Below are 22,368 nucleotides of genomic sequence, written 5' to 3'. Positions count from 1 at the left end.
CGGATTCCTTACGGCTGCCCCCGCCCGGCCCGGGCGGTGGCAGTCTGGAGTGGTGAGCCCGGACGACGACCCGACCGCGGACTTCCTCGACGCCGTACGCGCCGAGGAGACCCCGTGGCGCCGGGACCGCCCGCCGGGCGAGCCGGCGCCGGAGCGCGCCGAAAGACCTGAGAGGTGGGGCCGCACGCGTGCGGCGGGCCGGGCGGCCGCCCAGGCGGCGCCCTACCTCCAGGCCGCGGCACTGGCGGCGTGGCTGGCCAGCGGCGCCTTCGACGACGGCTCGGGTTCGGGTGACCAGTCCGGTTAGAAGCACCCCAATGTGGCGTTGGTTGCGTCAGACGCACCGAACGCCACATTGGGTGCGCTGGACGCACCGAACGCCACATTGGGTGCGCTGGACGCACCGAACGCCACATTGGGGTGCTTGAAGCGGCCTCAGACCAGCCAGGCGGCCGAATCCGCCGGGAGCTTGCCGTCCACCAGCGGGCTGCTCGACAGCAGCACCTCACCCGGCGGCAGGGCGATCGGGCTCGCGGACGTGTTCAGCGCGCACACGAGCCCACCGCCGCGGCGGCGGAACGCGAAGCACCCCGCGGGCGCGCCGTACCACTCCAGCTCTTCGCCACCGAACGCCGGATGCGTCTTCCGCAGCTCGATCGCCTGGCGGTACAGGGAAAGCGTCGAGTCGGCGTCCTCGATCTGCTTCTCCACCGTCAGCCCGGCCCACGAAGCCGGCATCGGCAGCCACGTGCGCGGGTTGCGCGAGAACCCGAACGGCGGGAGGTCGCCCTCCCACGGCAGCGGGACGCGGGAGACGTCGCGGCCGAACTCGGCGCCGCTCGTCTTCGCGCGCGGGTCGGCCATGTCGGCCGGTGCCAGCTCGACGTTCGCCAGGCCCAGCTCTTCGCCGTTGTACAGGTAGACCGTGCCGGGCAGGGCCAGCTCCACCAGGGCCATCGCCCGGGCGCGCCGGACCCCGGCCTCGCCGCCGCCGTAGCGGCTGACCTGGCGCCAGACGTCGTGGTTGCCCAGCGTCCAGGTCGCGGGGGCGCCGACCTTCGCCGGGACGGTCAGGGAGCGCTCGATGGCCGTGCGCATCGCGTCGGCGTCGAAGTGGGTCAGCACCAGCCGGAAGTTGAACGCCAGGTGCAGCTCGTCGGGGCGCAGGTAGCGGGAGAGGCGCTCCTCGTCGGTCACCCAGATCTCGCCGACCGCCATCGCGTCCGGGAACTCGTCGAGCACCTTGCGGATCATCTGGTGGATCTCGTGGACGCCGTCGTGGTCCCAGCGCGGGTCGTAGTAGTGGCTGGGCCCGAGCGCGTCGGCGCGCGGGTCCATGTCCGGCAGCCCGGGCGGCTTGGCCATACCGTGCGCGACGTCGATGCGGAAGCCGTCGACGCCGCGCTCCAGCCAGAACCGCAGGGTGCGTTCGAGGTCGGCGGCGACCTCCGGGTTGGCCCAGTTCAGGTCCGGCTGCTGCGGGGCGAACAGGTGCAGGTACCACTGGCCGTCCGGCACCCGCGTCCAGGCCGGGCCGCCGAACGCGCTGACCCAGTTGTTCGGCGGGTCCTCGCCCTTCGGCCCGACGCCGTCGCGGAAGACGTACCGGTCGCGCTCCGGGCTGCCCGGCTTCGCCGCCATCGCCGACTTGAACCAGGCGTGCTGGTTGCTGGTGTGGTTCGGGACCACGTCCACGGTGACCTTGATGCCCCGCTTGTGCGCCTCGGTCAGCAGGACGTCGAAGTCGCCGAGGGTGCCGAACATGGGGTCGACGTCACGCGGGTCGGCGATGTCGTAGCCGTGGTCGGCCATCGGGGAGCGGTAGAAGGGCGTCAGCCACAGCGCGTCCACGCCCAGCAGCTCCAGGTAACCGAGCCGGGAGTGGATGCCTTCCAGGTCTCCGACGCCGTCGCCGTCCGAATCGGCGAACGAGCGCACGTAGACCTGGTAGAAGACGGCATCGCGCCACCAGGCTCCCCCGGGTCTCATCGGGGGCTCCGGGTGGCGGAGCCCCCGGCCTGGGGCGGAGCCCCAGAGGCTGCAGCTCTCATACGAAGCTGTTCATCATGCTGTGCGCCGCCATCTCCAGGTACGCCCAGAGCTGACCGCGGTACGGCTCTTCCAGGTTCTCCTCGTCGACGGCGATCCGGATGCAGCGCAGCCAGGCGTCGCGCTCGATCGGCCCGATCTTGAACGGCGCGTGCCGCATCCGCAGCCGCGGGTGCCCGCGCTGGTCGGAGTAGGTGTGCGGGCCGCCCCAGTACTGCATGAGGAACAGGCGGAAGCGCTCCTCGGCCGGGCCGAGGTCCTCCTCGGGGTAGAGCGGGCGGAGGATCTCGTCGCGCGCCACCTCTTCGTAGAACCGCCCGACGATGCGGCGGAACGTCGGTTCGCCGCCGACCGCTTCGTAGAGGTTCGCCGGTTCGCTCACTGCAGACACGCCTTCCATTTTGCCCTCCTGGGTGCGGGTTCCCGACGCCCGGTCCCGCTCCTGCCGGATGGTCGCGAACCCGCTTCCCAGCGTAACGGCGCGGAACCGGGGAGCGCCGGGACCGCCTGGTGCTCCGGCAGAGTCTGCGGGCCGGTGAGCGGGCTTCGGGAGCCGGTAAGAGATGGGCTGAAGGGGACTCTCAGGCGATGGGGTGAGAGGAAAGTCCCCTTCAGCGCATCAAACGAGAGCGACGAACCCGCTTCCCAGCGTAACGGCGCTACTTTTCGACGGCCGGGGCCGCGCTCGGGAACAGCCGGCCCAGCGGCGGCTCGAACCCGGCCTCTTCCAGGGCCGCGAGCAGCTGCGCGCGGAGGGCGCGCTGCACGGCCCACTGCTTGCCCGGCCGCACCTTGACCGTCAGGCGCAGCTGGAGGCCCTCCGGTGTGACGCTTTCCACACCCAGCATCTCCGGCGGCTCGAGGACGTTGTCCTTCAGCAGCTCGCTCTCGGTGGCCGTGGACGCCGCCGCCGCGAGCACGGTGGTCGCGCGCTCGACGTCGGCGGTGTAGCCGAGCGGGACGTCGACGACCGCGACCGCGAAGCCCTGGCTGGAGTTGCCGACGCGCAGCACTTCGCCATTGCGGACGTACCAGACCGTGCCCTTGAGGTCGCGCAGCGTGGTGATCCGGAGGCCGACGGCCTCGACGGTGCCGGTCGCCTCACCGATGTCGACGACGTCGCCGACGCCGTACTGGTCCTCGACCATCATGAAGATGCCGGAGAGGAAGTCCTTCACGAGGTTCTGCGCGCCGAATCCGATCGCGACGCCGATGATGCCGGCCGAGGCGATGATCGGGCCGAGGTTCAGGCCGAGTTCGCCCAGCACGAGGATGAACGCGAGGCCGTAGATCAGGAACGTGGACATCGACTTCAGCACGGAGCCGATGGTCTGGGCGCGCTGCCGCCGCCGTTCGATCACCGCGGAGCCGAGCACCTCGGGGGCGCGCTCGCGCAGGGGGCGCAGCAGGGCCGGGAGCTTGCCGCCGGAGCGCGGGAAGGTCGTGATCCGGTTGATCAGGCGCTTGAGCAGCAGCCGGATGACGAACGCGATCACCAGGATCATCAGGATCTTCAGCGGCTTGGTGAGCAGCCAGTTCGCCGAGCCGGCCAGCCACTCGTTGTTCGTGGCTTTCCACACCTGGTAGCAGAACGTGCTGGTGTCCTGGATGCACGGCGTCTGTCCGGCGGTGAGCAAGGGGGACACGGGAGTTCGATCATCCTTCCGATCAGGTCGGTCTGCCCAACTTCAAGTGGATGTTGGGTCGCGCGGATGTGACACGTCTTGTAACACACGTGCGCTGGGGGGTTGTTTTGTGGTCGACTATGCCTACGCCCCTGGAGGTGGTCGAGTGCCAGACCGACAACCCAGCCCCCGCGGCGTCTCCGGCCAAGCCACGGCCGATGAGACGCCAGAGGTGGTCCTGCGCGCCTATCCGGGGGGTTCCGCATCCGGCGGAGCCGTCCCGGCCGGGCCGGGGAACCGCCCAGGGGGAGTTACCCGCCCGCCCGGACAGCGTAGTAGAGGCCGGGATCCGGCTGCCCCGGCCTGGGGCCGGCGCCGGGTTCTCCTGCTCAACGCCACTTTCGAGCCACTGACCGCGCTACCGCTGCGGCGGGCCGTGGTGCTGGTGATGTGCGGCAAGGCCGAAGTGGTGCACGGCGACCCCGGCGGGATCGAGCTGCATTCGGCCAAGGTGTCGCTGCCGGTGCCGTCGGTGATCCGGCTCAGCACGTACGTGCGGGTGCCCTACCGGGCGCAGGTGCCGCTCACCCGCGCCGGGCTGATGCACCGCGATCGGTACCGCTGCGCCTACTGCGGGGGGCGGGCCGAAACGATCGACCACGTCCAGCCGCGCAGCCGGGGCGGGCCCCACAGCTGGACGAACTGCGTCGCCTGCTGCGCCAAGTGCAACCACCGCAAAGCGGACCGGCTGCTCTCGGAGATCGGCTGGCGGCTCCGCGTCGTCCCGCGGGCGCCCCACGGCCCGCACTGGCGGCTGCTCGCCCACTCCAAAGAGGCCGACCCGCTCTGGCAGCCGTACCTGGGTTCGGCGGCCTAGACATGCCGGCGCCCCGGCTGCCTTGACGGCGGCCGGGGCGAGCCGGGGTGCTTGCGCGGTGTGCTCAGGTAGTGCGTGCGTCCCTGGAGTACGGGTCAGGCAGCGAGCGCGTAGTCGCTCTGGCAGGTGACGCGAGTGCCCATGGTGACGCGCGTGCCGCGGGTGACCCGCGTGCCGCGCGTGACGCGGGTGCCGCAGGTGACTCGCGTGCCGGCCGTCACACGAGTGCCCATCGTGACGCGCGTGCCCCGCGTGACCCGGGTACCGCGCGTGACCCGCGTGCCCGCCGTCACCCGGGTGCCCATGGTGACGCGGGTTCCGGCCGTGACGCGTGTACCGCGAGTGACGCGTGTACCCCGGGTAACCCTTGTGCCCGCCGTCACACGTGTTCCGGGCACGAATTCGATGTCGCTGGGTGACGAGAAGGTCTCGGTGATCGCCTGTGCGGGGGTCTGGGCGCTGTTCATGGCAAGGCCTCCTGGGACCGGTGCGTTACCTGCTGGGGCTGGGGAGCGGGGCGCAAGGCCCGTACAGGTGAAAAAGCTACGAGGATTTCAAGGCTGCGACAAGACGACAGCGGCGGGTGCGGCCGCCTGTACGTTGAGTTGCAACCTTTCGGCCCGACGGTCTTCGCCCCAACGTTCCAGTGGCCGCGAGCCAAGCGGCGGACGGCAGTCGGCTTACGACGAACGGTCGAGTGCGGCGCGCGCGGTGGCCGTGGAGGTCATCCGATACGCTCAGCGCCGTGAACGTTGTCGAGACGATCGTGGTCTTCGCCGTGATCCCGCTGGCCATCTACGGTCTCGCCGGGCTCCTGACGCTCCGGCGCAGGTCCGGCGGCGCCCCGCGGTACCGGTCCGGCCAGGCCTGGGAGTACCCGGCCATGTGGTGGAGCGCCAACCCCGACGGGGTCGGCGAGGGGCACCGGCACGCCGGCGCCGAAAACAAGGCGCCTTCGGGCGCCGCGACCGCGGCGGGAGGCGCTCGTGGCAACTGGTGAGCTGACGAAGCGCGTCGACGAGTCCGAGCTGGCCTACGGCGAGGGACTGACGTCGAGCGGCCGCGTGTCGGCGGCGAAGATGTACGAGCCGGCCGCGCCGTCGGGCCCGTTCGACACCCGCCAGCTGGCCCGCCTGGACGAGGCGCTGACGTTCGCGAGCCGGGAGACCGGCCTCGACTTCAGCCTGTACCTCGGCGAACTGGGCGAGGACAGCCGCGCTTCGGCGGAGAAGCTGCACTCGACGACGACCGACCCGGCGAACGCGGTCCTGATCGCGGTCTCGCCCGGCGAACGCAAGATCGAGATCGTCACGGGCAAGACGGCCTACACGCGTCTCCCCGACCGCGGCGCCAAGCTGGCGGTGGCGAGCATGGTGGCGTCCTTCAAGGAGGGCGACCTGGTTCGCGGGCTGGTCAACGGCCTGGTGAACGCGCTGCGCATGCTGTCCGACCAGGCGGGCCCGGCGCCCCGCTGATCTGAGCCACGAAAGAGCCCCGCACCTCGGCCGAGATGCGGGGCTCTTTCACGTTGCGGCGCCGGTCAAGCGCCCCAATGTGGCGTTGGTTGCGTCCAGCGCACCCAATGTGGCGTTCGGTGCGTCAGACGCACCGAACGCCACATTGGGGTACTTGGGGTCAGGCCTGCGCGTCGAAGTCCCGCGCCGCCAGGGCGCGGACGATGCCCGCCCGGCCCTCCGAAACCAGCCGCCGCAGGGCCTGCGAGTGGTCGCCCGCCAGCCACTCGTCCGACGCCGTCACCGTCTCCGGGGCCACGGCCCACGACGGGTACAGGCCGATCGCGATCGGCTGCGCGCGCTCGCTCGAGCGCCGCTGCCACACCTCGTCGATCACCTCGAAGTACTTCGCCACGTACGAGCCCAGCAGCGCCTTCTGGCCCGGGTGCGAGAAGCCCGAGATGAGCGAGTCGCTGACCGCGTTCGGCAGCTCGTCGTCGTACACCGCCCGCTGCCACGCGTCCGACTTGGCCTCGGCCGTCGGGCGCAGCGCACGGGCGCGCTCCGCCTGGCGGCGGCCGGTGGCCGTGTTGTCGCGGGACAGCTCCGCGTCGATCTCCACCGCGTCCGCCTTGCCGTGCGCCACCAGCGCGTGCAGCAGGCGCCAGCGCAGGTCCGTGTCCACCGTCAAGCCTTCGAGCGGTGCCGAACCGTCGAGCCAGCCGGCCACCACCGACAGCGTCGCGTCGTCGAGCACCGAGCCCGCCAGCGAGTTCACGAACGCCAGCTGGTGGTCCGAACCCGGCTCCGCGGCGCGGACCAGCTCCAGCAGCCGCCCGGTGAACGCCGGCCAGCCGGTCGAGGCCGCCCAGTCCTGCTCCGCGTAGGAGTTCAGCGCGGTCTGGGCCTGCAGCAGCAGCCGCTGGACGACGCCGACCTCGGTTTCGGTGTGGATCCCGCGCTGCACCAGCGTGACGAAGTCGCGGGCCTTCAGCTCGGCCTCGCGGGTCATCTCCCACGCCGCCGACCAGCACAGCGTCCGCGGGAGCGGCTCGGTGATGTCCGCGATGCGGTCGATCAGCGTGGTCAGCGACGCCGGGTCGAGGCGCATCGTGCAGTACGTCAGGTCGTCGTCGTTGACCAGCACGAGCTTGCCCGCGGCCTGGCCGACCAGGTCCGGGACCTCGGTGCGCTCGCCGTCTACGTCCAGCTCCACCCGCTGCGTCCGGACGATCTTGCCGGAAGCGTCTTCGTCGTACACGCCCACGGCGACGCGGTGCGTGCGCAGCTCACCGGCACCCGGCTTCGCACCGGACTGCACGACGGCGAACGACGTGAACTTCCCGTCCGAGCCGATCTCGTAGCGCGGGCTCAGCGAGTTGAGGCCGGTGGTCTCCAGCCACTGCGCGCTCCACCACGACAGGTCGCGCCCGGACGCCTCTTCCAGCGCGCCCAGCAGGTCGGCCAGGGTCGCGTTGCCCCAGGCGTGCTTGCCGAAGTACACCTTCAGGCCGTCGAGGAAGTGGTCGAGCCCGACGTAGGCGACGAGCTGCTTGAGCACGCTCGCGCCCTTGGCGTAGGTGATGCCGTCGAAGTTGACCTCGACCGCGTGCAGGTCGACGATGTCGGCCGCGATCGGGTGCGTCGAGGGCAGCTGGTCCTGCCGGTAGGCCCACGACTTCTCGATGTTCGCGAAGCTGGTCCACGCGTTCTTGTACTCGGTCGCGTCGGCCTGGGCCAGGACGCTCGCGAAAGTCGCGAACGACTCGTTCAGCCACAGGTCGTCCCACCAGCGCATGGTGACCAGGTCGCCGAACCACATGTGCGCCATCTCGTGCAGCAGCGTCTCGGCGCGCCGCTCGTAGGCGTAGCGGGTGACGCGGCTGCGGAAGACGTAGTCCTCCAGGAACGTCACCGCGCCGGCGTTCTCCATCGCGCCCGCGTTGAACTCCGGCACGAACAGCTGGTCGTACTTGGAGAACGGGTACGGCGTGCCGAACTTCTCGTGGTAGAAGCCGAAGCCCTGCTTGGTCTCGGTGAAGAGGCGGTCGGCGTCCATGTGCTCGGCCAGCGACGCGCGGCAGTAGACGCCGAGCGGGATGGTCTTGTGGGCGTCGGTGTACTCGTCGCGCCACTCGGCGTACGGGCCGGCGATCAGCGCGACCAGGTACGTCGAGAGCCGCTCGGACTCCTTGAACACCGTCCGGACGGCGCCTTCGGGCGTCTCCTCGGTGGACTCGGCCATCGTGTTCGAGACGACCTTCCAGTCCCGCGGCGCGATGACCGTGAGCCGGTAGACCGACTTCAGGTCGGGCTGGTCGAAGCAGGCGAACATGCGCTTGGCGTCGGCCGTCTCGAACTGCGTGTACAGGTAGACGCCGTCGTCGACCGGGTCGACGAACCGGTGCAGGCCTTCGCCGGTGTTCATGTACCGGCAGTCGGCCGTCACCGTGAGCTCGTTCGCCTCGGCCAGGCCGGCCAGCGCGATGCCCTTGTCCTCGACGTAGGCGCTGACGTCGACGTCCGCGCCGTTGAGGGTCGCCGAGTGCACGCGGTCGGCGACGATGTCGACCCACGTGTCCTCCCCGGCCCGGGCGCTGGAGAACCGGACGGTCGTCGTCGACGCGAAGGTCTTCTCCCCGGGACCGCCGTGGCCGTCGGTCAGATCCAGCTCGATGTCGTAGGCGGTGACGTCGAGCAGATCCGCGCGCAGCTTGGCTTGGTCGCGGGTCAGGTTGGGGGCGGGCACAGGCACCTCTGGTCGTTGGTATCGGTTTTCAACTCCCCGCATCCAATCATGGCGACGGGGTGCCCGGCGATAAGGGAACAAGCTCGGGTGCGCCGGTGTTGGCCCGTCGTGTGGGGGTCCGCCCACATCGAGACGTGCCTGGAGGAGTACCCCGATGACCGCTGCCGAGCAGCCCACGAAGGTCGATTTCTACTTCGACCCGATCTGCCCGTTCGCGTGGATCACCTCCCGCTGGATCCTGGAGGTGGAGAAGCACCGCAACCTGGACCTGCGCTTCCGGATCATGAGCCTGTCGGTGCTCAACGAGGGCCGGGACGAGCTGCCCGAGCAGTACAAGGAGCTCCTGGCGAAGGGCTGGGGCCCGGTGCGCGTCGCCGTCGCGCTCTCGCAGCTCAAGGGCGAAGAGCTGCTGCGGGAGTACTACACCGAGTTCGGCACCCGCTACCACAACCAGGGCAACAAGGACCGCGACCAGGTCATCAAGGAGGCGCTGGCCGCGATCGGCGCGCCGGCCGAGCTCTACGACGCCGCGGACTCGACGGAGTACGACGAGGCGCTGAAGAAGAGCCACCACGAGGGCATGGACCCGGTCGGCCAGGACGTCGGCACCCCGACGATCCACATCGACGGCGTGGCGTTCTTCGGCCCGGTCCTGAGCTCGATCCCGCGCGGCGAAGACGCGCTGAAGGTGTTCGACGGCGCGGTGGCGCTGGCGAGCTACCCGGACTTCTTCGAGCTCAAGCGCACCCGCACGGGCGACCTGAACTTCGACTGACGACCCGAGGCGCCACTTTCGTAGGGAAAGTGACGCCTCCGGGGGACGAGGGCGTCACTTTCGTAGGGAAAGTTGCGCGTCAAGGCGTCGCGAGGGCGGCCAGGGTGACGTCGCCGGGGTAGCGCGAAGCGGCCACGGCGGCGGCCTCGGTCGTCTCGCCGCGGCCCATGGCCGCCTTCAGGGCGATCAGCTCGTGCAGGCCGTGGCGGTGGTAGCGGACGAAGTCGGCGTCGACCGGGTCGCCGTGGCCCGGCACGATGACCCGCGGTGCCAGGGCGAGGATCGCGTCCAGGGTGTCCGGCCAGGCGGTCAGGTCCGACTCCGCGCTGAAGGAGAACGCGCTGAAGCCGTGCTCGGCGTTCTCCACGACATCGCCCGCGAAGACGACTCCCGCGTCCGGCACGTGGACGATCGCGTCGTGGTCGGTGTGGGCGCGGCCGGGGTGCAACAGGACGGCGGTGCGGCCGCCGAGGTCGAGTTCGGCCCGGTCGGTGAACAGGTGGTCGGGCACGACGAACGTCGTCCGCGCGATGGCGTCGGCGATCTCCTCCTTGCCCGCTTCGCGGTAGTAGGCGATCCACTTGGCCCGGGCGTCTTCGGCGGACTCGGCCAGCTCGGCGCGGCAGCCCTCGTGCGCCCAGACCGCGCAGGGCGTGAACCCCTCGGTGCCCCAGGTGTGGTCGAAGTGCGCGTGCGTGAACGCCACCGACCACGGCAGCGGCGTGATCTCCCGCACCGCCGCGGCCAGTTCGGCGCCCTGCTCGAGGTCGCCGCGGGTGTCGACGACCAGGCAGCGCTCGGCGCCCACCACCAGCCCGACGGTGAGGTCCAGCTCCTCGTAGCGGCGCGCGTGCACGCCTTCGGCGACGTCGATCCAGCGGCCGGTCATGCCAGTACTCCTTCGTTCAGGACAGGGGCAGCCTGGCTCACGTCGAGCTCGGTGGCCAGTGCGACGTCCCCGCCGTGGCCCGATTCGATCAGTTCGCGCCCCGACACGCAGCCCGCCACGGCTCCGGCGTCGGCACCGCGGGCGGCGAGGGCGGCTTCGGGCGAGAGCGAGGCACCCAGCCGGGCCAGTGCGGCGGCGATCGCGCCCGCGCCCACCTGGTCTTCGACGCACGGCCGCAGCGGGCCGAACGCCTCGCCGGCCCCGAAGATGTTCACCCCCCAGCGTTCCCCGGCCGCGATGAGCCCGATCGGGCCACCGAGCCCGAGCGCCTTCGCGGCGACGGCGGACGCGTTGCGCAGGCACCCCGCGAGGACGGCGGCCCCGGTCGCCGCGGCCGCTTCGCACAGGGTCGCGCCGTTGGGCGAGGGGAGCGCGAGCAGCGTGCCGGGCGGGATCTCCGTCACAGACGAGGGCCGCAGCGTGAATTCGGCCTCACCGGCGACGACCGCGCCCGCCGCCTTCGCCAGTGCGACGCCGCGTTCGTCGCGCCACCGGACCGGCAGCACGCGGCCGCCGCGGCCGACCACGAGATCCGTGGTGGTGCCGAAGGAAAGCACGTCGACGACCACCAGCACCGCGCATTCGCGGCCGAGCGCGGCGACGCCTTCGCCGCCCCAGTCGAGTCGCACGTCGTGCCCCGATTGCTCCCAGCTGCCCACCCCCGGAGCATGCCCGAAACCGGGCGTGGTGGCAGACTCCCAGCCGTGCGTGTCTACTTGGGATCCGACCATGCCGGTTTCGAGCTGAAGAACCACCTGGTGGCTCACCTGGAGAAGCAGGGCCACGAGGTGACCGACATCGGTCCGCACGTCTACGACGCGGCCGACGACTACCCGGCGTTCTGCGTCGAGACGGCGTTGCGCGTGGTGGCCGACGAGGGCAGCCGCGGCATCGTCGTCGGCGGCTCCGGCAACGGCGAGCAGATCGCCGCGAACAAGGTGCCCGGCGCGCGGGCCGGCCTCGCGTGGAGCGTCGAGACCGCGAAGCTGTGCCGCGAGCACAACCACGCCCAGCTGATCGGCGTCGGCGCCCGGATGCACACCGCCGAAGAGGCCACCGAAATCGTCGAGGCGTTCCTGGCGACCGAGGTCTCGCCGGAGGAGCGGCACGCCCGCCGCGTGCAGCAGCTGCTCGACTACGAGCGCACCGGGACCCCGCCGGCGTTGCCGGAGGCCTGATGCCGGAGGGGCACACGCTCCACCGGCTCGCGCGGCTGCACAAGCGCCGGTACGCCGGCGCCCCGGTCGAGGTGAGCAGCCCGCAGGGCCGGTTCGCCGCCGAAGCGTCCCGTTTGGACGGTCAGGTGTTCGTCGGCGCGCAGGCGTACGGCAAGCACCTGTTCCACGACTACGGCCCGCACGGGATCGTGCACATCCACCTGGGCCTGTACGGCACCTTCGGCGAGGCCGCGCTGCCCGCGCCGGAACCGGTCGGCCAGGTCCGGCTGCGGCTGGCCGGCCGGACACATTGGACGGACCTGCGCGGGCCCACGCGCTGCGAGCTGCTGTCCCCGGACCAGGCGGACGCGATCAAGGCCCGGCTGGGCCCGGACCCGCTGCGCCGCGACGCGAAGCCCGACCGGGCGTGGGAGCGCGTTTCGCGCTCGAAGACGTCGATCGCGGCACTGCTGATGGACCAGGCGGTGCTCGCCGGCGTCGGCAACGTCTACCGCGCGGAAGTGCTGTTCCGCCACGGGGTCGCGCCGCTGACGCCGGGGCGCGCGCTGGACCGCGCGTTGTGGGACGACCTGTGGGCCGACCTGGTGACCTTGATGCGCGACGGCGTCCGCGTCGGCCGGATCGACACGGTCCGCCCGGAGCACCTGCCGGAGGCGATGGGCCGTGCGGCGCGGGTCGACCGCCACGGCGGCGAGGTCTACGTCTACCGCCGGGCGGGCGAGCCCTGCCTGGTGTGCGGGACGCCGGTGGCGAACTCGGAGCTGGTGGGCCGCAACCTCTACTGGTGCCCCACCTGCCAGAACTGACGTGAACGACTCTTTCATGTCGTCAGACGACATGAAGGAGTCGTTCACGGCGTTGCGGGCGGGTCAGAAGTCGAAGCCCCCGCCGTCGAAGCCCCCACCGTCGAAGCCGCCGCCGTCGAACCCGCCGCCGCCCCAGTCGCCGCCGCCCATGTCGCCGCCGCCGTCGCCGCCGAAGTCGCCTCCGCCGTCACCGCCGCCGTCGCCGCCCATGTCGCCGGACTCGAGCGCGTCCTGCTGGCCCGCGTCGTAGCCCGACTCCCAGGCCGAGGCGCTGGCGATGCCGCTCATGCCGGAGAACATCGCGCTGAACAGGAACATCGACCCGAGGCCCCAGGCGCCGGCGACGAGCGCGGGCTTCCACCACGGTTCGCTGTACCAGCCCTGCGGCACCGGACGGCCCGCGACGCGGCCGCCGGGGTAGTAGTACGGCGTGTCCTGGCCCGCGTCGGGCGAAGCCGCGTAGTGCTGGCCCTCGACGTCGACCTCGCGGCGCTCGGTGACCTTGCCGGCGCGCTCGCGCTCGGCCTCCTCCGGCAGCTGCGGGCCGGGGTCCATGCCCATCGCGACGCGCGCGGCGCGGACGTAGTAGAGGCCCTCGACGGCGGTGTCCTTCACCAGCCGGGCCTGCTCGATCGTGCGCGCCTGCTCCAGCTGCGAGCCGGCGGCGTTGTAGCGCTCGCTCGCGTCGGCCATCGCCTGCATCGACGCGGTGTCGTTGCCGTTGAGGTTGAGGACCTGACCGCCGAGCCGCTCGACGAGGCGCCGGGCGTCGGCCTTGGCGTCGTCGAGCTCCCGCTGCCGGGCCGCGGCCCGCTGCCGCGAGAAATAGAGGCCGCCACCGACGATCACGACGACGAGCACGATCAGGAAGATCGCGGTGCCCATGGACCACTCCCAGAAGTTCGGGGCTCGGTGACCGGAAGTCACCTTTGATTCGGACAACGCGGACGTTACGCGGAGGGTTCCCGCCAGTGATCCGGCACACCGCCAGACCTGGCCGAGCAAACTAGAACACGTTATAGTTCGACACCATGAAGTTCACCCTGTCGATCGCGATGAACCCCCTCGATCAGCTGGGCGAGCTCGCCCGGGCCGCCGAAGAGGCCGGCTTCGCCTCGATCGCCCTGCCGGACTCGCTCTTCTACGCCGAAACGGTGGACACGGACTACCCGTACACCCCCGACGGCAGCCGGTTCTGGACCGGGGAAACCCCGTGGGTCGACCCGCTCGTCGCCACCGCGTCGATGGGGGCGGTCACCAGCCGGATCCACTTCTACACGTCGGTGCTCAAGCTCGGCTCGCGCAACCCGGTGCTGCTGGCGCGCCAGGTCGGCTCGGCGAGCGTGCTCACCGGCGGCCGGTTCGGCCTCGGGCTCGGCGTCGGCTGGCTGCCGCAGGAGTTCGAGTACTGCGGCGTGCCGTTCGAGAAGCGCGGCAAGCGCGTCGACGAGGCCATCGACGTGCTGCGGCTGATCCTCGACGGCGGCATGGTCGAGTACCACGGCGACTTCTACGACTTCGACAAGATCCAGATGAGCCCGGCGCCGCCGTCGCGCGTCCCCTTCTACATCGGCGGCCACACCGAGGTCGCGCTGAAGCGCGCCGCCCGGGTCGCCGACGGCTGGTCGTCGGCGATGATGAAGCTCGAGGAGCTCCGCGACACCATCGCCCGGCTCAAGGAGCTGCTGGCCGAGCGGGGCCGCGCCGACGACCCGTTCGAGTACCAGGCGGTCTGCATCGACCGGTTCGGCCTCGACGGCTACCGCGAGCAGGCCGAGCTGGGCGTCACCGACGTCATCACCATGCCGTGGGTGTTCGACGGCGTCGGGTTCGACGCGCCGGTGGAGCCGAAGCTCGAAGCGATCCGCAAGTTCGGGGCCGAAATCATCGCGAAGTTCGAGGAGTGACTGCCGTGGGCGTGCAGGTCAGCTGGGACACTTCGGCGGAGCAGCCGCCCGCGCGGCGCGCGGCGTTCGCCTCGATGACCGCGGTGACGGCGGGGGACAAGGAGGCGTGGCTGGCCCTCTTCGCCCCGGACGGGGTGGTCGAGGACCCGGTCGGGCCGTCCTTCTTCGACGAAGAGGGCAAGGGCCACCACGGCCGCGACGGGATCAGCGCGTTCTGGGACAAGACGATCGCGAACGTGGAGCGCTTCGAGTTCGTCATCCGCGACTCCCACGCGGCGGGGGGCGAGTGCGCCAACGTCGGCACGATCACGACGTACCTGCCGGGCGGCTACCGCGTCGACACGGACGGGGTGTTCGTCTACCGGGTCGGCGAGGACGGGCTGATCCGGTCCATGCGGGCGTTCTGGGAGACCGAGCGCGCGATGGCGACCGCCCGCCAGGTCACGGAGTAGCGCAGCAGGGCGAAGGCCGCTCCGGAGTTCTCCGGGGCGGCCTTTCCCGTGTCGCGGGAAAAGATCGACACGTACCGCAATCGCTCGATTGCGGAAAGACGGCATTCTGGCGATTGCTTGCTCGACCGTGCTACTTTTTGCTCATGCAAGCAAAAACGTTCACCGAGACCGCCCGGCGGGCGCAGATAGTCCGCGCGGCGATCGAAACCATCGGTGAACTCGGGTACGCGAAGGCATCGTTCGGGCAGATCGCGAAACGTGCCGGGCTGAGCAGCACCGGCATGATCTCCTACCACTTCGACGGCAAAGCGGACTTGATCGCCGAAGTCGTGCGGGACGTGCTGACCACGAGCCTCGCGTACATGCGGGAGCGGATCGACGCGGTGGACAGCCCGGCGGCGGAGCTGCGGGTCTACATCGAGTCGAACCTGGCGTTCATCGCCGAGCACCCGGTCGAACTCACCGCGCTGCTCGAAAGCCTGCGGCACGGCGGTGCCCCCGGCGGCGAGGCCGACGGTGGTACCGGCGAGTGGTACCACGGCGCCATCGACGTCCTGGAGACCTGCCTGCGCGAGGGGCAGCGGACCGGCGACTTCGGCCGATTCGACCCGCGCGTCATGGCGATCACCATCCGCCAGGCCATAGACGGCTTCCACACCGAATCGATCCGCCGTCCGGGGATCGACGTCACCGCCTACGCGGCCGAACTCGTCCGCATCGTCGAACGTGCCACCGCGCACGACTGAACTGGGGAAACCATGGCCACCTCGCCCTCGGGCGGCCGCGTGCTGCGGCCGATCGTCTTCCTGCTCTATCTGAACCTGCTGATCAGCATCGCGTTCGCGGTGCTGACCTTCCTGAACAAGGACTCGATCCTCGACTACCAGGTGCTGCACTGGGAGTCGACCGGTCAGGCCGACCCGGCCGACCACGCGGGGACGCGCACCTCGCTCGAGAGCGTCCTGTGGATCCGCCCGGTCTCGGTCCTGGTCATCGCCATCGTCTACGTCCGGCTCGCCGCGCGGCTCAAGCTCGGCAGGCGGCGCACGTGGGTCCGCGTCATGCTGGTGACCGTGCTCGGGCTGGCCGGTCTCGTGTACCTCGTCGTCTCGGCCGAGTTCCCGAACTGGATGCGGGCCGGCCAGGTCGTCCAGGCCGTGGTGCTGCTCGTGCTGTTCCTGCTGCTCTGCTCCAAGCGGGTCCGCGGGTACTTCTCGAAGGAGGGCCGGGTTCCGGCGAAGGTCTGACGGACGGGCGCCGCGCCCGGTCCGCGGGCGCGGCACCCCGTCAAAAAACTGTTCACATTCTGTTTCCTTCCGGCTTTTTCGGCTACGCAAGAAATAACCGCGCGTCCGTGACTCACTCGAATGCCGGAGCACCCGGGCCGGGGCTTCGACTCGGAGTGGAACAAGTGGTGCGGCTCATAGTGCCCACCGACTTTCGGCCCCTTGCCCGGCGACCGGCGTTTCCCTGTCGTAAACGCTGGTCGGGACGGGTTTGCGGAATGTCCTGCCGAACAGGACTAAACGGACATCGTGGTCCGGGTGGACCCCCTTCGTGGCTCGTTGCGGCACGTAGGGGCAGGTGGTAGCTTCTGGTTCGTTATCTCCTCGCGGGAGACCGGGTGATCGGGGCAGTAATCACCCAACCGGGAAACCGCGGGGATCTGGGGTCTGGGGAAAGGTTCGTCTGATGAACGGTTACCGCTGTCCTTCGTGAGGACGCTCAATAGTCTCTGACGCCGGCTCATGCGCGAGCCGGTCGAGTTCGTAATCGCCGGTCGGCGCCGTTGGGGAGCGGTTGGGCCGTGTGATTGCCGTGAAGCAATGCGTGCGGCGGCATTTGCCCGCCCGCACACGTGGCTGTGCTGGTGATTCGCGGGACAAAGCGGAGCCGGCGGCCTGGGGGTCGTCGTTCCGGCCGTGGATCGAAGGAGTCCAACACACAGAGAATTTCTGGGGGAAGTTCCGTCATGCTCATCGAACGTGACTTCGAAACGGCGACGCTGAGTCAGATGCTCGCCGACTGCCATTCCGGGGCCGGCGGTGTCGGCCTCGTCCTCGGTCCGGTCGCCAGCGGGAAAACGGCCCTGCTGGAGGAGTTCGGCAGGCAGGCCGCCGGCACCGGCGCGGTCGTCCTGTCCGCCTCCGGCGCCCGGTCGGAAACCGCCGTCGGGCTCGGCGTCGTTTCACAGCTGGTGCACACCCCGGGTGTCCGCGCGGACATCGTCGACCAGGTTTCGGCGTACGTGGAGGACGCCGAAGCCGACGCGACGCTGCTCGACAGCCGGTTCCTGCACCGCCTCTCCAGCGCGGTGATCGGCTGGTCGGCCGAGACCCCGCTGGTGATCTGCGTCGACGACGCCCACTACGCCGATCCCGCGTCGCTGCAGTTCCTGCAGCACATGGCCCGGCGCATCCGGCCCGCCCGGGTGCTCGTGCTGCTCGCCGAACGCGCGGATCCCGGCGAACGGCGCCCGGTGCGCCACGTCGACCTGATGCGGCGCCCGCACTGCCGCCAGCTGCGGCTGGCCCCGTTGTCCCGCAACGGCGTCGGCGTGCTGCTCGCGGGCAAGCTCGACGAGGGCAAGGCCCACGCGCTGGCCGCGGAGTGCTTCGCGGTCAGCGGCGGCAACCCGCTGCTGGCCACCGCGCTGGTGCAGGACACCAGGGCGGCGGGCGCGGGCGGGGTCGTCGCCGGGCCCGCCTACCGGCACGCGGTGCTCAGCTGCCTGCACTCCAGCGAGCCGCGGGCGCTCGAACTCGCCCGGGCGATCGCCGTCCTCGGCGACGGCGAGCAGGCGCTGATCCCGCTGGCCGGCGGCATGGTCTCCTTCGCGCCGGCCACCACCGAACCGGTGCGCCGCGCGCTGGAGTCGGCCGGCGTCCTCGACGGGCACCGGTTCCGCCACCCCGAGGCCCGCGCCGCGGTGCTCGAGGAGCTCGACCCGGCCGTCCGGTCCGCCCTGCACGGACAGGCCGCGCGCCTGCTGTTCGACCAGGGGGCCCGGCCGACCGCCATCGCCGCCCACGTCGTGGCGGGGAACCTGGACGAGCCGTGGACCGAGCACCTGCTGTCCGAGGCGTCGGAAGCGGCGCTGCTCGAGGACGACGTCGAGCTGGCCCGCGCCTGCATCGCGCTGGCCAGCCGCTGCTGCACCGACGACCGCGACCGCGCGATCGCCAAGGCGTCGCTGGCCGACATCGAGTGGCGGACCACCCCGGCGAAGGCGATGCGGCGGCTGCCCGAGCTGGTGCACGCGACCCGCGCCGGGCACCTGCCGGGCATCCGGGTCGTCGGCATCTTCGAGTTCCTGCTGTGGTTCGGCCGGGTCGACGAGGCCGTGGAGATCGCGAACGCCTTCGGCGACCTCGTCGACTCCACCGACCGCCGCACCCGCGGCGAGCTGCTCACGCTCGACTCGTGGCTGGCCAGTTCGGTGCCGGGGATGCGGCACCTCGTCGAGCCGATGCTCGCGACCTGCACCGGTGACGCGGCCGCGCCCCGGCTCGGGCTCGCGGTGAACTCGCAGCAGAAGGCGGTCGACGCGCTGACCAGCGCCGTGCGCGAAGGCCCGACCGAGGCCGCCGTGCTCGACGCCGAGCAGGTGCTGGAAGGCACCCGGATGACCGACACCAGCCTGCGGCACCTGGTGTTCGCCGCCACGGTGCTGATCTACGCCGAGCGCCTCGACAAGGCCGCGACCTGGGCCGAGCACCTGATGGCGCAGGCCGCCGGGCGCCCGGCCCCGACGTGGCAGGCGTCGCTGGCGGAACTGCGCGCCGAGGTCGCCCTCCGCCAGGGCGATCTCCCGCTCGCGGCCCGCAACGCGAAGATCGCGCTGACGAAGATGACGCCGGAGGCCTGGGGCATCGGGGTCGGCGCCCCGCTGGCCACGCTGCTGGCGGCGCTGACCGAGATGGGCCGGTTCGACGAGGCGGCGGAGCTGCTCAACCAGCCGGTGCCCGACGCGCTCGGCGAGACCCGGTTCGGCCTGCACTACCTGCACGCGCGGGGGCACTACTACCTCGCGACGGGCCGGCTCCCGACCGCGCTGAACGACTTCCTCGCCTGCGGGGAGCAGATGGCGCGCTGGGACCTCGACCAGCCGTCGCTGGTGCCGTGGCGGTCCAGCGCCGCCGAGGTCTACCTGAAGCTGGGTGACCGCGAGAAGGCCAGGGAACTCGCCGAGGAGCAGGCGGCGAAGCTCGGGCCGGACTGCGGCGACCGCACCCGCGGCATCACGCTGCGGACGCTGGCGCTGGTGGCCGACCCGGCGCAGCGGCCGAAGCTGCTGCAGGAAGCGGTCGACGTGCTCGAGAAGTCCGGTGCCAAGCTGGAACTGGCCCGGGCGCTGGCCGAGCTGAGCCGGGCCGGCGGCGACCCCGCCACGGCCCGCACGGCGAGCCGGGACGCGCGGGCGCTGGCCAAGGAGTGCGGGGCGGAGCTGCTGCGGCGGTCCTTCCTCGACGGCGGGAACGACGACGTCGTGGTCTCCCTGCGCGGTGCGGTGGCGCCCGCCGACGTCAAGCTGCTCACCGACGCCGAACAGCGGGTCGGCTGGCTGGCCGCGCGGGGCCACACCAACCGGGAGATCGCGAGCCGGCTCTACATCACCGTCAGCACCGTGGAGCAGCACCTGACGCGCGTCTACCGCAAGCTGAGCGTCACCCGGCGCCGCGACCTGGCGTCGGAACCGCAGCTGCGGGTGCCGGAGCAGCAGGAGCGGCTGCCGGGCGCGCCCGCCCGCCAGCCCGTGGCGGTCAACCACCAGGCGGTGCCCCCGGTGCGCCGTCCGCTGCGTCCGGTGCCGCCCGGCCGCTGAGCCCAGTTCGAAGGAGCCGGGACCCGCATCGGCGGGCCCCGGCTCCTTCGCGCGTTTCGGGCCCACCCCTAGGTTTTCCGGTCCGCCCCTAGGCCGCTTCGGACCGGGTAGGGGCGGGCCATTGACTTGGTGCCGATCTCCTTGACTTCGAAGCGGCCTGGCGCGAGCGTGGACGTCGTTGCCGACCACCGGACGCGGATTCGGCGGTACAGCGCGATTTTCGCGGCGGCAGGGTTCACCGAAGCTGCTCGCAAGGCGGCCGGACGACGCCACGGCGGGGGCTGCACTCGTTACGTGGCAAGGGAAGGCACATTCATGGCGAAGCGTGCGTTGATCACCGGCATCACCGGGCAGGACGGGTCGTACCTGGCCGAACACCTCCTGGCCGAGGGCTACCAGGTCTGGGGCCTGGTCCGCGGCCAGGCGAACCCGCGCAAGTCGCGGATCAGCAGGCTGGTCTCCGATCTCCACTTCGTGGAAGGCGACCTGATGGACCAGGTCAGCCTCGTGTCCGCGGTGGACCTGGTGCAGCCGGACGAGGTGTACAACCTCGCGGCCATCTCGTTCGTGCCGATGTCCTGGCAGCAGCCGGAACTCACCACCGAGGTGAACGGCATGGGCGTGCTGCGGGTGCTCGAAGCGGTCCGGATGGTGTGCGGGCTGGACAAGTCGCGGCCCACCGGCAGTGGCGGGATCCGGTTCTACCAGGCGTCGTCGTCGGAGATGTACGGCAAGGTCGCCGAGACCCCGCAGAACGAGCAGACCATCTTCCACCCGCGCAGCCCCTACGGGGTCGCGAAGACCTACGGGCACTTCATCACCAAGAACTACCGCGAATCCTTCGGCATGTTCGGGGTTTCCGGGATCCTGTTCAACCACGAGTCGCCGCGCCGCGGCGCCGAGTTCGTCACCCGCAAGATCACCATGGCGGTGGCGGAGATCAAGCTGGGCATGCGCGACAAGCTGTACCTCGGCAACCTGGACGCGGTGCGCGACTGGGGCTTCGCCGGCGACTACGTCCGCGCGATGCACCTGATGCTGCAGCAGGACACGGCGACCGACTACGTGGTCGGCACCGGCGAGATGCACTCGGTCCGCGACGCCGTCCAGATCGCCTTCGACGCGGTCGACCTGAACTGGCACGACTACGTCGTCATCGACCCGGCCCTGGTGCGGCCCGCGGAGGTCGAAACCCTCTGCGCCAACCCGGAAAAGGCGCGCGCCGAGCTCGGCTGGAAGCAGTCGGTCGACTTCGAAGAGCTGATGCGCATGATGGTCGAGGCCGACCTGCGCAAGGCCTCGAACGAGCACAAGTACAGCGAACTGATGCTCGCCGGGAGCTGGTGAGACGATGGCCCCCATCCTGTTCGCGTCGATCGCCGACGCCGGCATGATCAACCCGCTGCTGGTCATCGCGGGCGAGCTCGCCCGCCGCGGCGTGCCGGACCTGTACTTCGCGTCCACTGAGGACCGCCGCGCGGACGTCGAGGCGATTTCCGCCGACAACCCCGTGAAGTTCGTTTCGTTCGGGGAGCGCCTCGAGCGCCCGCCGGGCGAGTGGAACCCCGACCTCTACGCCGCCGCGACGCAGCCCGCGAAGCCCGGCAGCCTGACCGCGCGGCCGCAGAACGTGATCGCCTACCTCAGCGGCGTCACCGACGCGAGCATCATGGTGACGATGTACGAGCGCGCGCTGGCCGTCGTCGACGAGGTCAAGCCGGCGCTGATGGTCATCGACTCCTCCAGCGTCTACCCGACCGACGCGGCGATCGCCCGGGACATCCCCTACGTCTACAGCGTGCCGATCTCGGTCAGCGAGGTCTTCGCCGACCGCCTGCCGCTGAGCTACCCGAGCCCGAACACCGGGCTGCCGCGGGACCTCTCCGGGCGCCAGAAGCTCGCGAACCTCGGGTTCCGGCTGCGGCTGCTGCTCGGCATGCTGACGAAGGTGCCCGCGGTGCAGTTCACCAAGGCGCGCAAGGAAGCCGGCATCCTGAACGCGACCGCCGGGCAGTCCACCTACGCCGACCGCGCGCAGGCGATCCTGGCCTATTCGGTGTTCGGCATGGAGTACCCGTTCGCCGCGGCGCCCTCGCACCTGAAGATGGTCGGCCCGGTCGTGCCGCCGCTGCCCGAAGCGGTGGAGCCGGACCCCGCGCTGTCGGCCTGGCTGGACGAGCACGAGTCGGTCGTCTACCTGGCCTTCGGCACCCACATGCGGCTGACCGCGCCCCAGGTGACGGCGATCGCCGAAGCGGCGCGGAAGCTCGGGCCGGAGCACCACGTGCTGTGGAAGCTGCCCAAGGCCCAGCGCGCGCTGCTGCCGGCGGACCTGCCCGCGAACGTGCGGCTGGAGAACTGGGTGCCGTCGCAGTTCGACGTGCTGGCCCACCCGCACGTGCGCGTCTACTACAACCACGGCGGCGGCAACAGCGCGTACGAAGGCGTGTACTTCGGCAAGCCGGGGCTCGTGCAGCCGTTCTGGATGGACTGCCACGACCACGCCGCCCGCGTCCTCGACAGCGGCTGCGGGCTCGTGCTTTCGCACGAGGAGACCGTGTCCGCGGACGCGATCGTCGCCAAGCTGCGCAGGTTGCTGGAGGAGAAGGAGTTCACGGCGAACGCCGAGGACTGGGCGGACCGCTTCCGCTCGGCGGGCGGTGCCGCGGCCGCGGCCGACGCCGTGCTGGCCGCGGTCCGGTGACCGATTCCGTGGGCGGGG

At 71.0% G+C, this 22,368-nt stretch carries 22 protein-coding genes; 14 read left to right on the top strand and 8 right to left on the bottom strand.

Translation table 11 applies throughout. The features are described 5' to 3' along the window. Positions 1-52: 52 nt before the first annotated feature. Complete coding sequence (locus tag AB5J73_RS47065) at positions 53-307, top strand: hypothetical protein (protein ID WP_370966556.1); 255 nt, start codon at positions 53-55, stop codon at positions 305-307. A 128-nt stretch (positions 308-435) separates the two neighbouring features. Here AB5J73_RS47065 and AB5J73_RS47060 read toward each other — a convergent pair whose 3' ends face one another. The 3 genes from AB5J73_RS47060 to AB5J73_RS47050 all read right to left on the bottom strand — a co-directional run bounded on the left by AB5J73_RS47060 (position 436) and on the right by AB5J73_RS47050 (position 3,695). Continuing rightward, entirely contained in the window at positions 436-1,989 is a 1,554-nt protein-coding gene (locus tag AB5J73_RS47060; protein ID WP_370966554.1) for a glycoside hydrolase family 13 protein, read from the bottom strand. A 58-nt stretch (positions 1,990-2,047) separates the two neighbouring features. Beyond that, positions 2,048-2,449, bottom strand: a complete 402-nt coding sequence (locus AB5J73_RS47055) for a globin (protein ID WP_257920085.1) — start codon at positions 2,447-2,449, stop codon at positions 2,048-2,050. Between the two features lie 259 nt (positions 2,450-2,708). Further along, positions 2,709-3,695 (bottom strand): mechanosensitive ion channel family protein, encoded by a 987-nt coding sequence (locus AB5J73_RS47050; RefSeq protein ID WP_370966552.1) that lies wholly within the window; start codon positions 3,693-3,695, stop codon positions 2,709-2,711. A 427-nt stretch (positions 3,696-4,122) separates the two neighbouring features. Here AB5J73_RS47050 and AB5J73_RS47045 point away from each other — a divergent pair, with 427 nt between their 5' ends. Further along, the gene (locus tag AB5J73_RS47045) at positions 4,123-4,551 is read left to right on the top strand and encodes an HNH endonuclease (RefSeq protein ID WP_370966550.1); all 429 of its coding nucleotides are present in this window, start codon (positions 4,123-4,125) and stop codon (positions 4,549-4,551) included. Between the two features lie 95 nt (positions 4,552-4,646). Here AB5J73_RS47045 and AB5J73_RS47040 read toward each other — a convergent pair whose 3' ends face one another. Continuing rightward, positions 4,647-5,018 (bottom strand): hypothetical protein, encoded by a 372-nt coding sequence (locus AB5J73_RS47040; protein ID WP_086862935.1) that lies wholly within the window; start codon positions 5,016-5,018, stop codon positions 4,647-4,649. A 278-nt stretch (positions 5,019-5,296) separates the two neighbouring features. Between AB5J73_RS47040 and AB5J73_RS47035 the strand changes: the two genes are divergently transcribed. Together AB5J73_RS47035 and AB5J73_RS47030 are read left to right on the top strand one after the other, a co-directional pair. Continuing rightward, positions 5,297-5,551: a hypothetical protein gene (locus AB5J73_RS47035; protein WP_370966548.1), complete on the top strand. Its 255-nt coding sequence runs from the start codon at positions 5,297-5,299 to the stop codon at positions 5,549-5,551. Then, positions 5,538-6,026 (top strand): DUF5130 family protein, encoded by a 489-nt coding sequence (locus AB5J73_RS47030; RefSeq protein WP_370966546.1) that lies wholly within the window; start codon positions 5,538-5,540, stop codon positions 6,024-6,026. The genes AB5J73_RS47035 and AB5J73_RS47030 overlap by 14 nt, the downstream gene beginning before the upstream one ends. A 160-nt stretch (positions 6,027-6,186) precedes the next feature. Here the strand turns inward: AB5J73_RS47030 and pepN are convergent, their stop codons facing one another. After that, the gene (gene pepN / locus AB5J73_RS47025; RefSeq protein ID WP_370973560.1) at positions 6,187-8,754 is read right to left on the bottom strand and encodes an aminopeptidase N; all 2,568 of its coding nucleotides are present in this window, start codon (positions 8,752-8,754) and stop codon (positions 6,187-6,189) included. Positions 8,755-8,908: 154 nt separating this feature from the next. On the opposite strand from pepN, the gene AB5J73_RS47020 reads away from it, so the two are divergent. Next, positions 8,909-9,529: a DsbA family protein gene (locus tag AB5J73_RS47020; RefSeq protein WP_370966544.1), complete on the top strand. Its 621-nt coding sequence runs from the start codon at positions 8,909-8,911 to the stop codon at positions 9,527-9,529. A gap of 79 nt (positions 9,530-9,608) precedes the next feature. Here the strand turns inward: AB5J73_RS47020 and AB5J73_RS47015 are convergent, their stop codons facing one another. Next, a complete protein-coding gene (locus tag AB5J73_RS47015; protein ID WP_370966542.1) occupies positions 9,609-10,418 on the bottom strand; it encodes an MBL fold metallo-hydrolase in 810 nt (269 codons plus the stop codon). Next, complete coding sequence (locus AB5J73_RS47010; protein WP_370966540.1) at positions 10,415-11,137, bottom strand: 2-phosphosulfolactate phosphatase; 723 nt, start codon at positions 11,135-11,137, stop codon at positions 10,415-10,417. Before AB5J73_RS47010 ends, AB5J73_RS47015 begins: the two co-directional genes overlap by 4 nt. 45 nt (positions 11,138-11,182) lie before the next feature. On the opposite strand from AB5J73_RS47010, the gene AB5J73_RS47005 reads away from it, so the two are divergent. Both AB5J73_RS47005 and AB5J73_RS47000 read left to right on the top strand, forming a co-directional pair. After that, positions 11,183-11,656, top strand: coding sequence for a ribose-5-phosphate isomerase (locus tag AB5J73_RS47005; protein ID WP_125314872.1), 474 nt, complete (start codon positions 11,183-11,185; stop codon positions 11,654-11,656). Beyond that, a complete protein-coding gene (locus tag AB5J73_RS47000; RefSeq protein ID WP_370966538.1) occupies positions 11,656-12,462 on the top strand; it encodes an Fpg/Nei family DNA glycosylase in 807 nt (268 codons plus the stop codon). Before AB5J73_RS47005 ends, AB5J73_RS47000 begins: the two co-directional genes overlap by 1 nt. Before the next feature lie 63 nt (positions 12,463-12,525). On the opposite strand, the gene AB5J73_RS46995 is transcribed toward AB5J73_RS47000, so the two are convergent. Then, the gene (locus tag AB5J73_RS46995) at positions 12,526-13,347 is read right to left on the bottom strand and encodes a hypothetical protein (protein ID WP_370966536.1); all 822 of its coding nucleotides are present in this window, start codon (positions 13,345-13,347) and stop codon (positions 12,526-12,528) included. A 146-nt stretch (positions 13,348-13,493) separates the two neighbouring features. On the opposite strand from AB5J73_RS46995, the gene AB5J73_RS46990 reads away from it, so the two are divergent. From AB5J73_RS46990 to AB5J73_RS46960, 7 genes are all read left to right on the top strand, one after another. After that, complete coding sequence (locus AB5J73_RS46990; protein WP_370966534.1) at positions 13,494-14,369, top strand: TIGR03619 family F420-dependent LLM class oxidoreductase; 876 nt, start codon at positions 13,494-13,496, stop codon at positions 14,367-14,369. Between the two features lie 5 nt (positions 14,370-14,374). Beyond that, positions 14,375-14,821 carry a nuclear transport factor 2 family protein gene (locus AB5J73_RS46985; RefSeq protein ID WP_370966532.1) on the top strand — a complete coding sequence of 149 codons (447 nt, stop codon included), beginning with the start codon at positions 14,375-14,377 and terminating at the stop codon, positions 14,819-14,821. A gap of 143 nt (positions 14,822-14,964) precedes the next feature. Then, entirely contained in the window at positions 14,965-15,567 is a 603-nt protein-coding gene (locus tag AB5J73_RS46980) for a TetR/AcrR family transcriptional regulator (RefSeq protein ID WP_370966530.1), read from the top strand. Positions 15,568-15,579: 12 nt separating this feature from the next. Then, entirely contained in the window at positions 15,580-16,068 is a 489-nt protein-coding gene (locus AB5J73_RS46975; RefSeq protein WP_370966528.1) for a hypothetical protein, read from the top strand. Between the two features lie 725 nt (positions 16,069-16,793). Beyond that, positions 16,794-19,646 carry an AAA family ATPase gene (locus tag AB5J73_RS46970; protein WP_370966526.1) on the top strand — a complete coding sequence of 951 codons (2,853 nt, stop codon included), beginning with the start codon at positions 16,794-16,796 and terminating at the stop codon, positions 19,644-19,646. Positions 19,647-19,961: 315 nt separating this feature from the next. Beyond that, positions 19,962-20,993: a GDP-mannose 4,6-dehydratase gene (locus tag AB5J73_RS46965; RefSeq protein WP_370966524.1), complete on the top strand. Its 1,032-nt coding sequence runs from the start codon at positions 19,962-19,964 to the stop codon at positions 20,991-20,993. Between the two features lie 4 nt (positions 20,994-20,997). Then, positions 20,998-22,350: a glycosyltransferase gene (locus tag AB5J73_RS46960; protein ID WP_370966522.1), complete on the top strand. Its 1,353-nt coding sequence runs from the start codon at positions 20,998-21,000 to the stop codon at positions 22,348-22,350. Positions 22,351-22,368 lie beyond the last annotated feature (18 nt).

This window comes from Amycolatopsis sp. cg9 (assembly GCF_041346945.1).
GTDB lineage: Bacteria > Actinomycetota > Actinomycetes > Mycobacteriales > Pseudonocardiaceae > Amycolatopsis.
The sequence above is the reverse complement of the archived record's forward strand: the minus strand, read 5'-3'. Positions and strand labels throughout refer to the sequence as shown.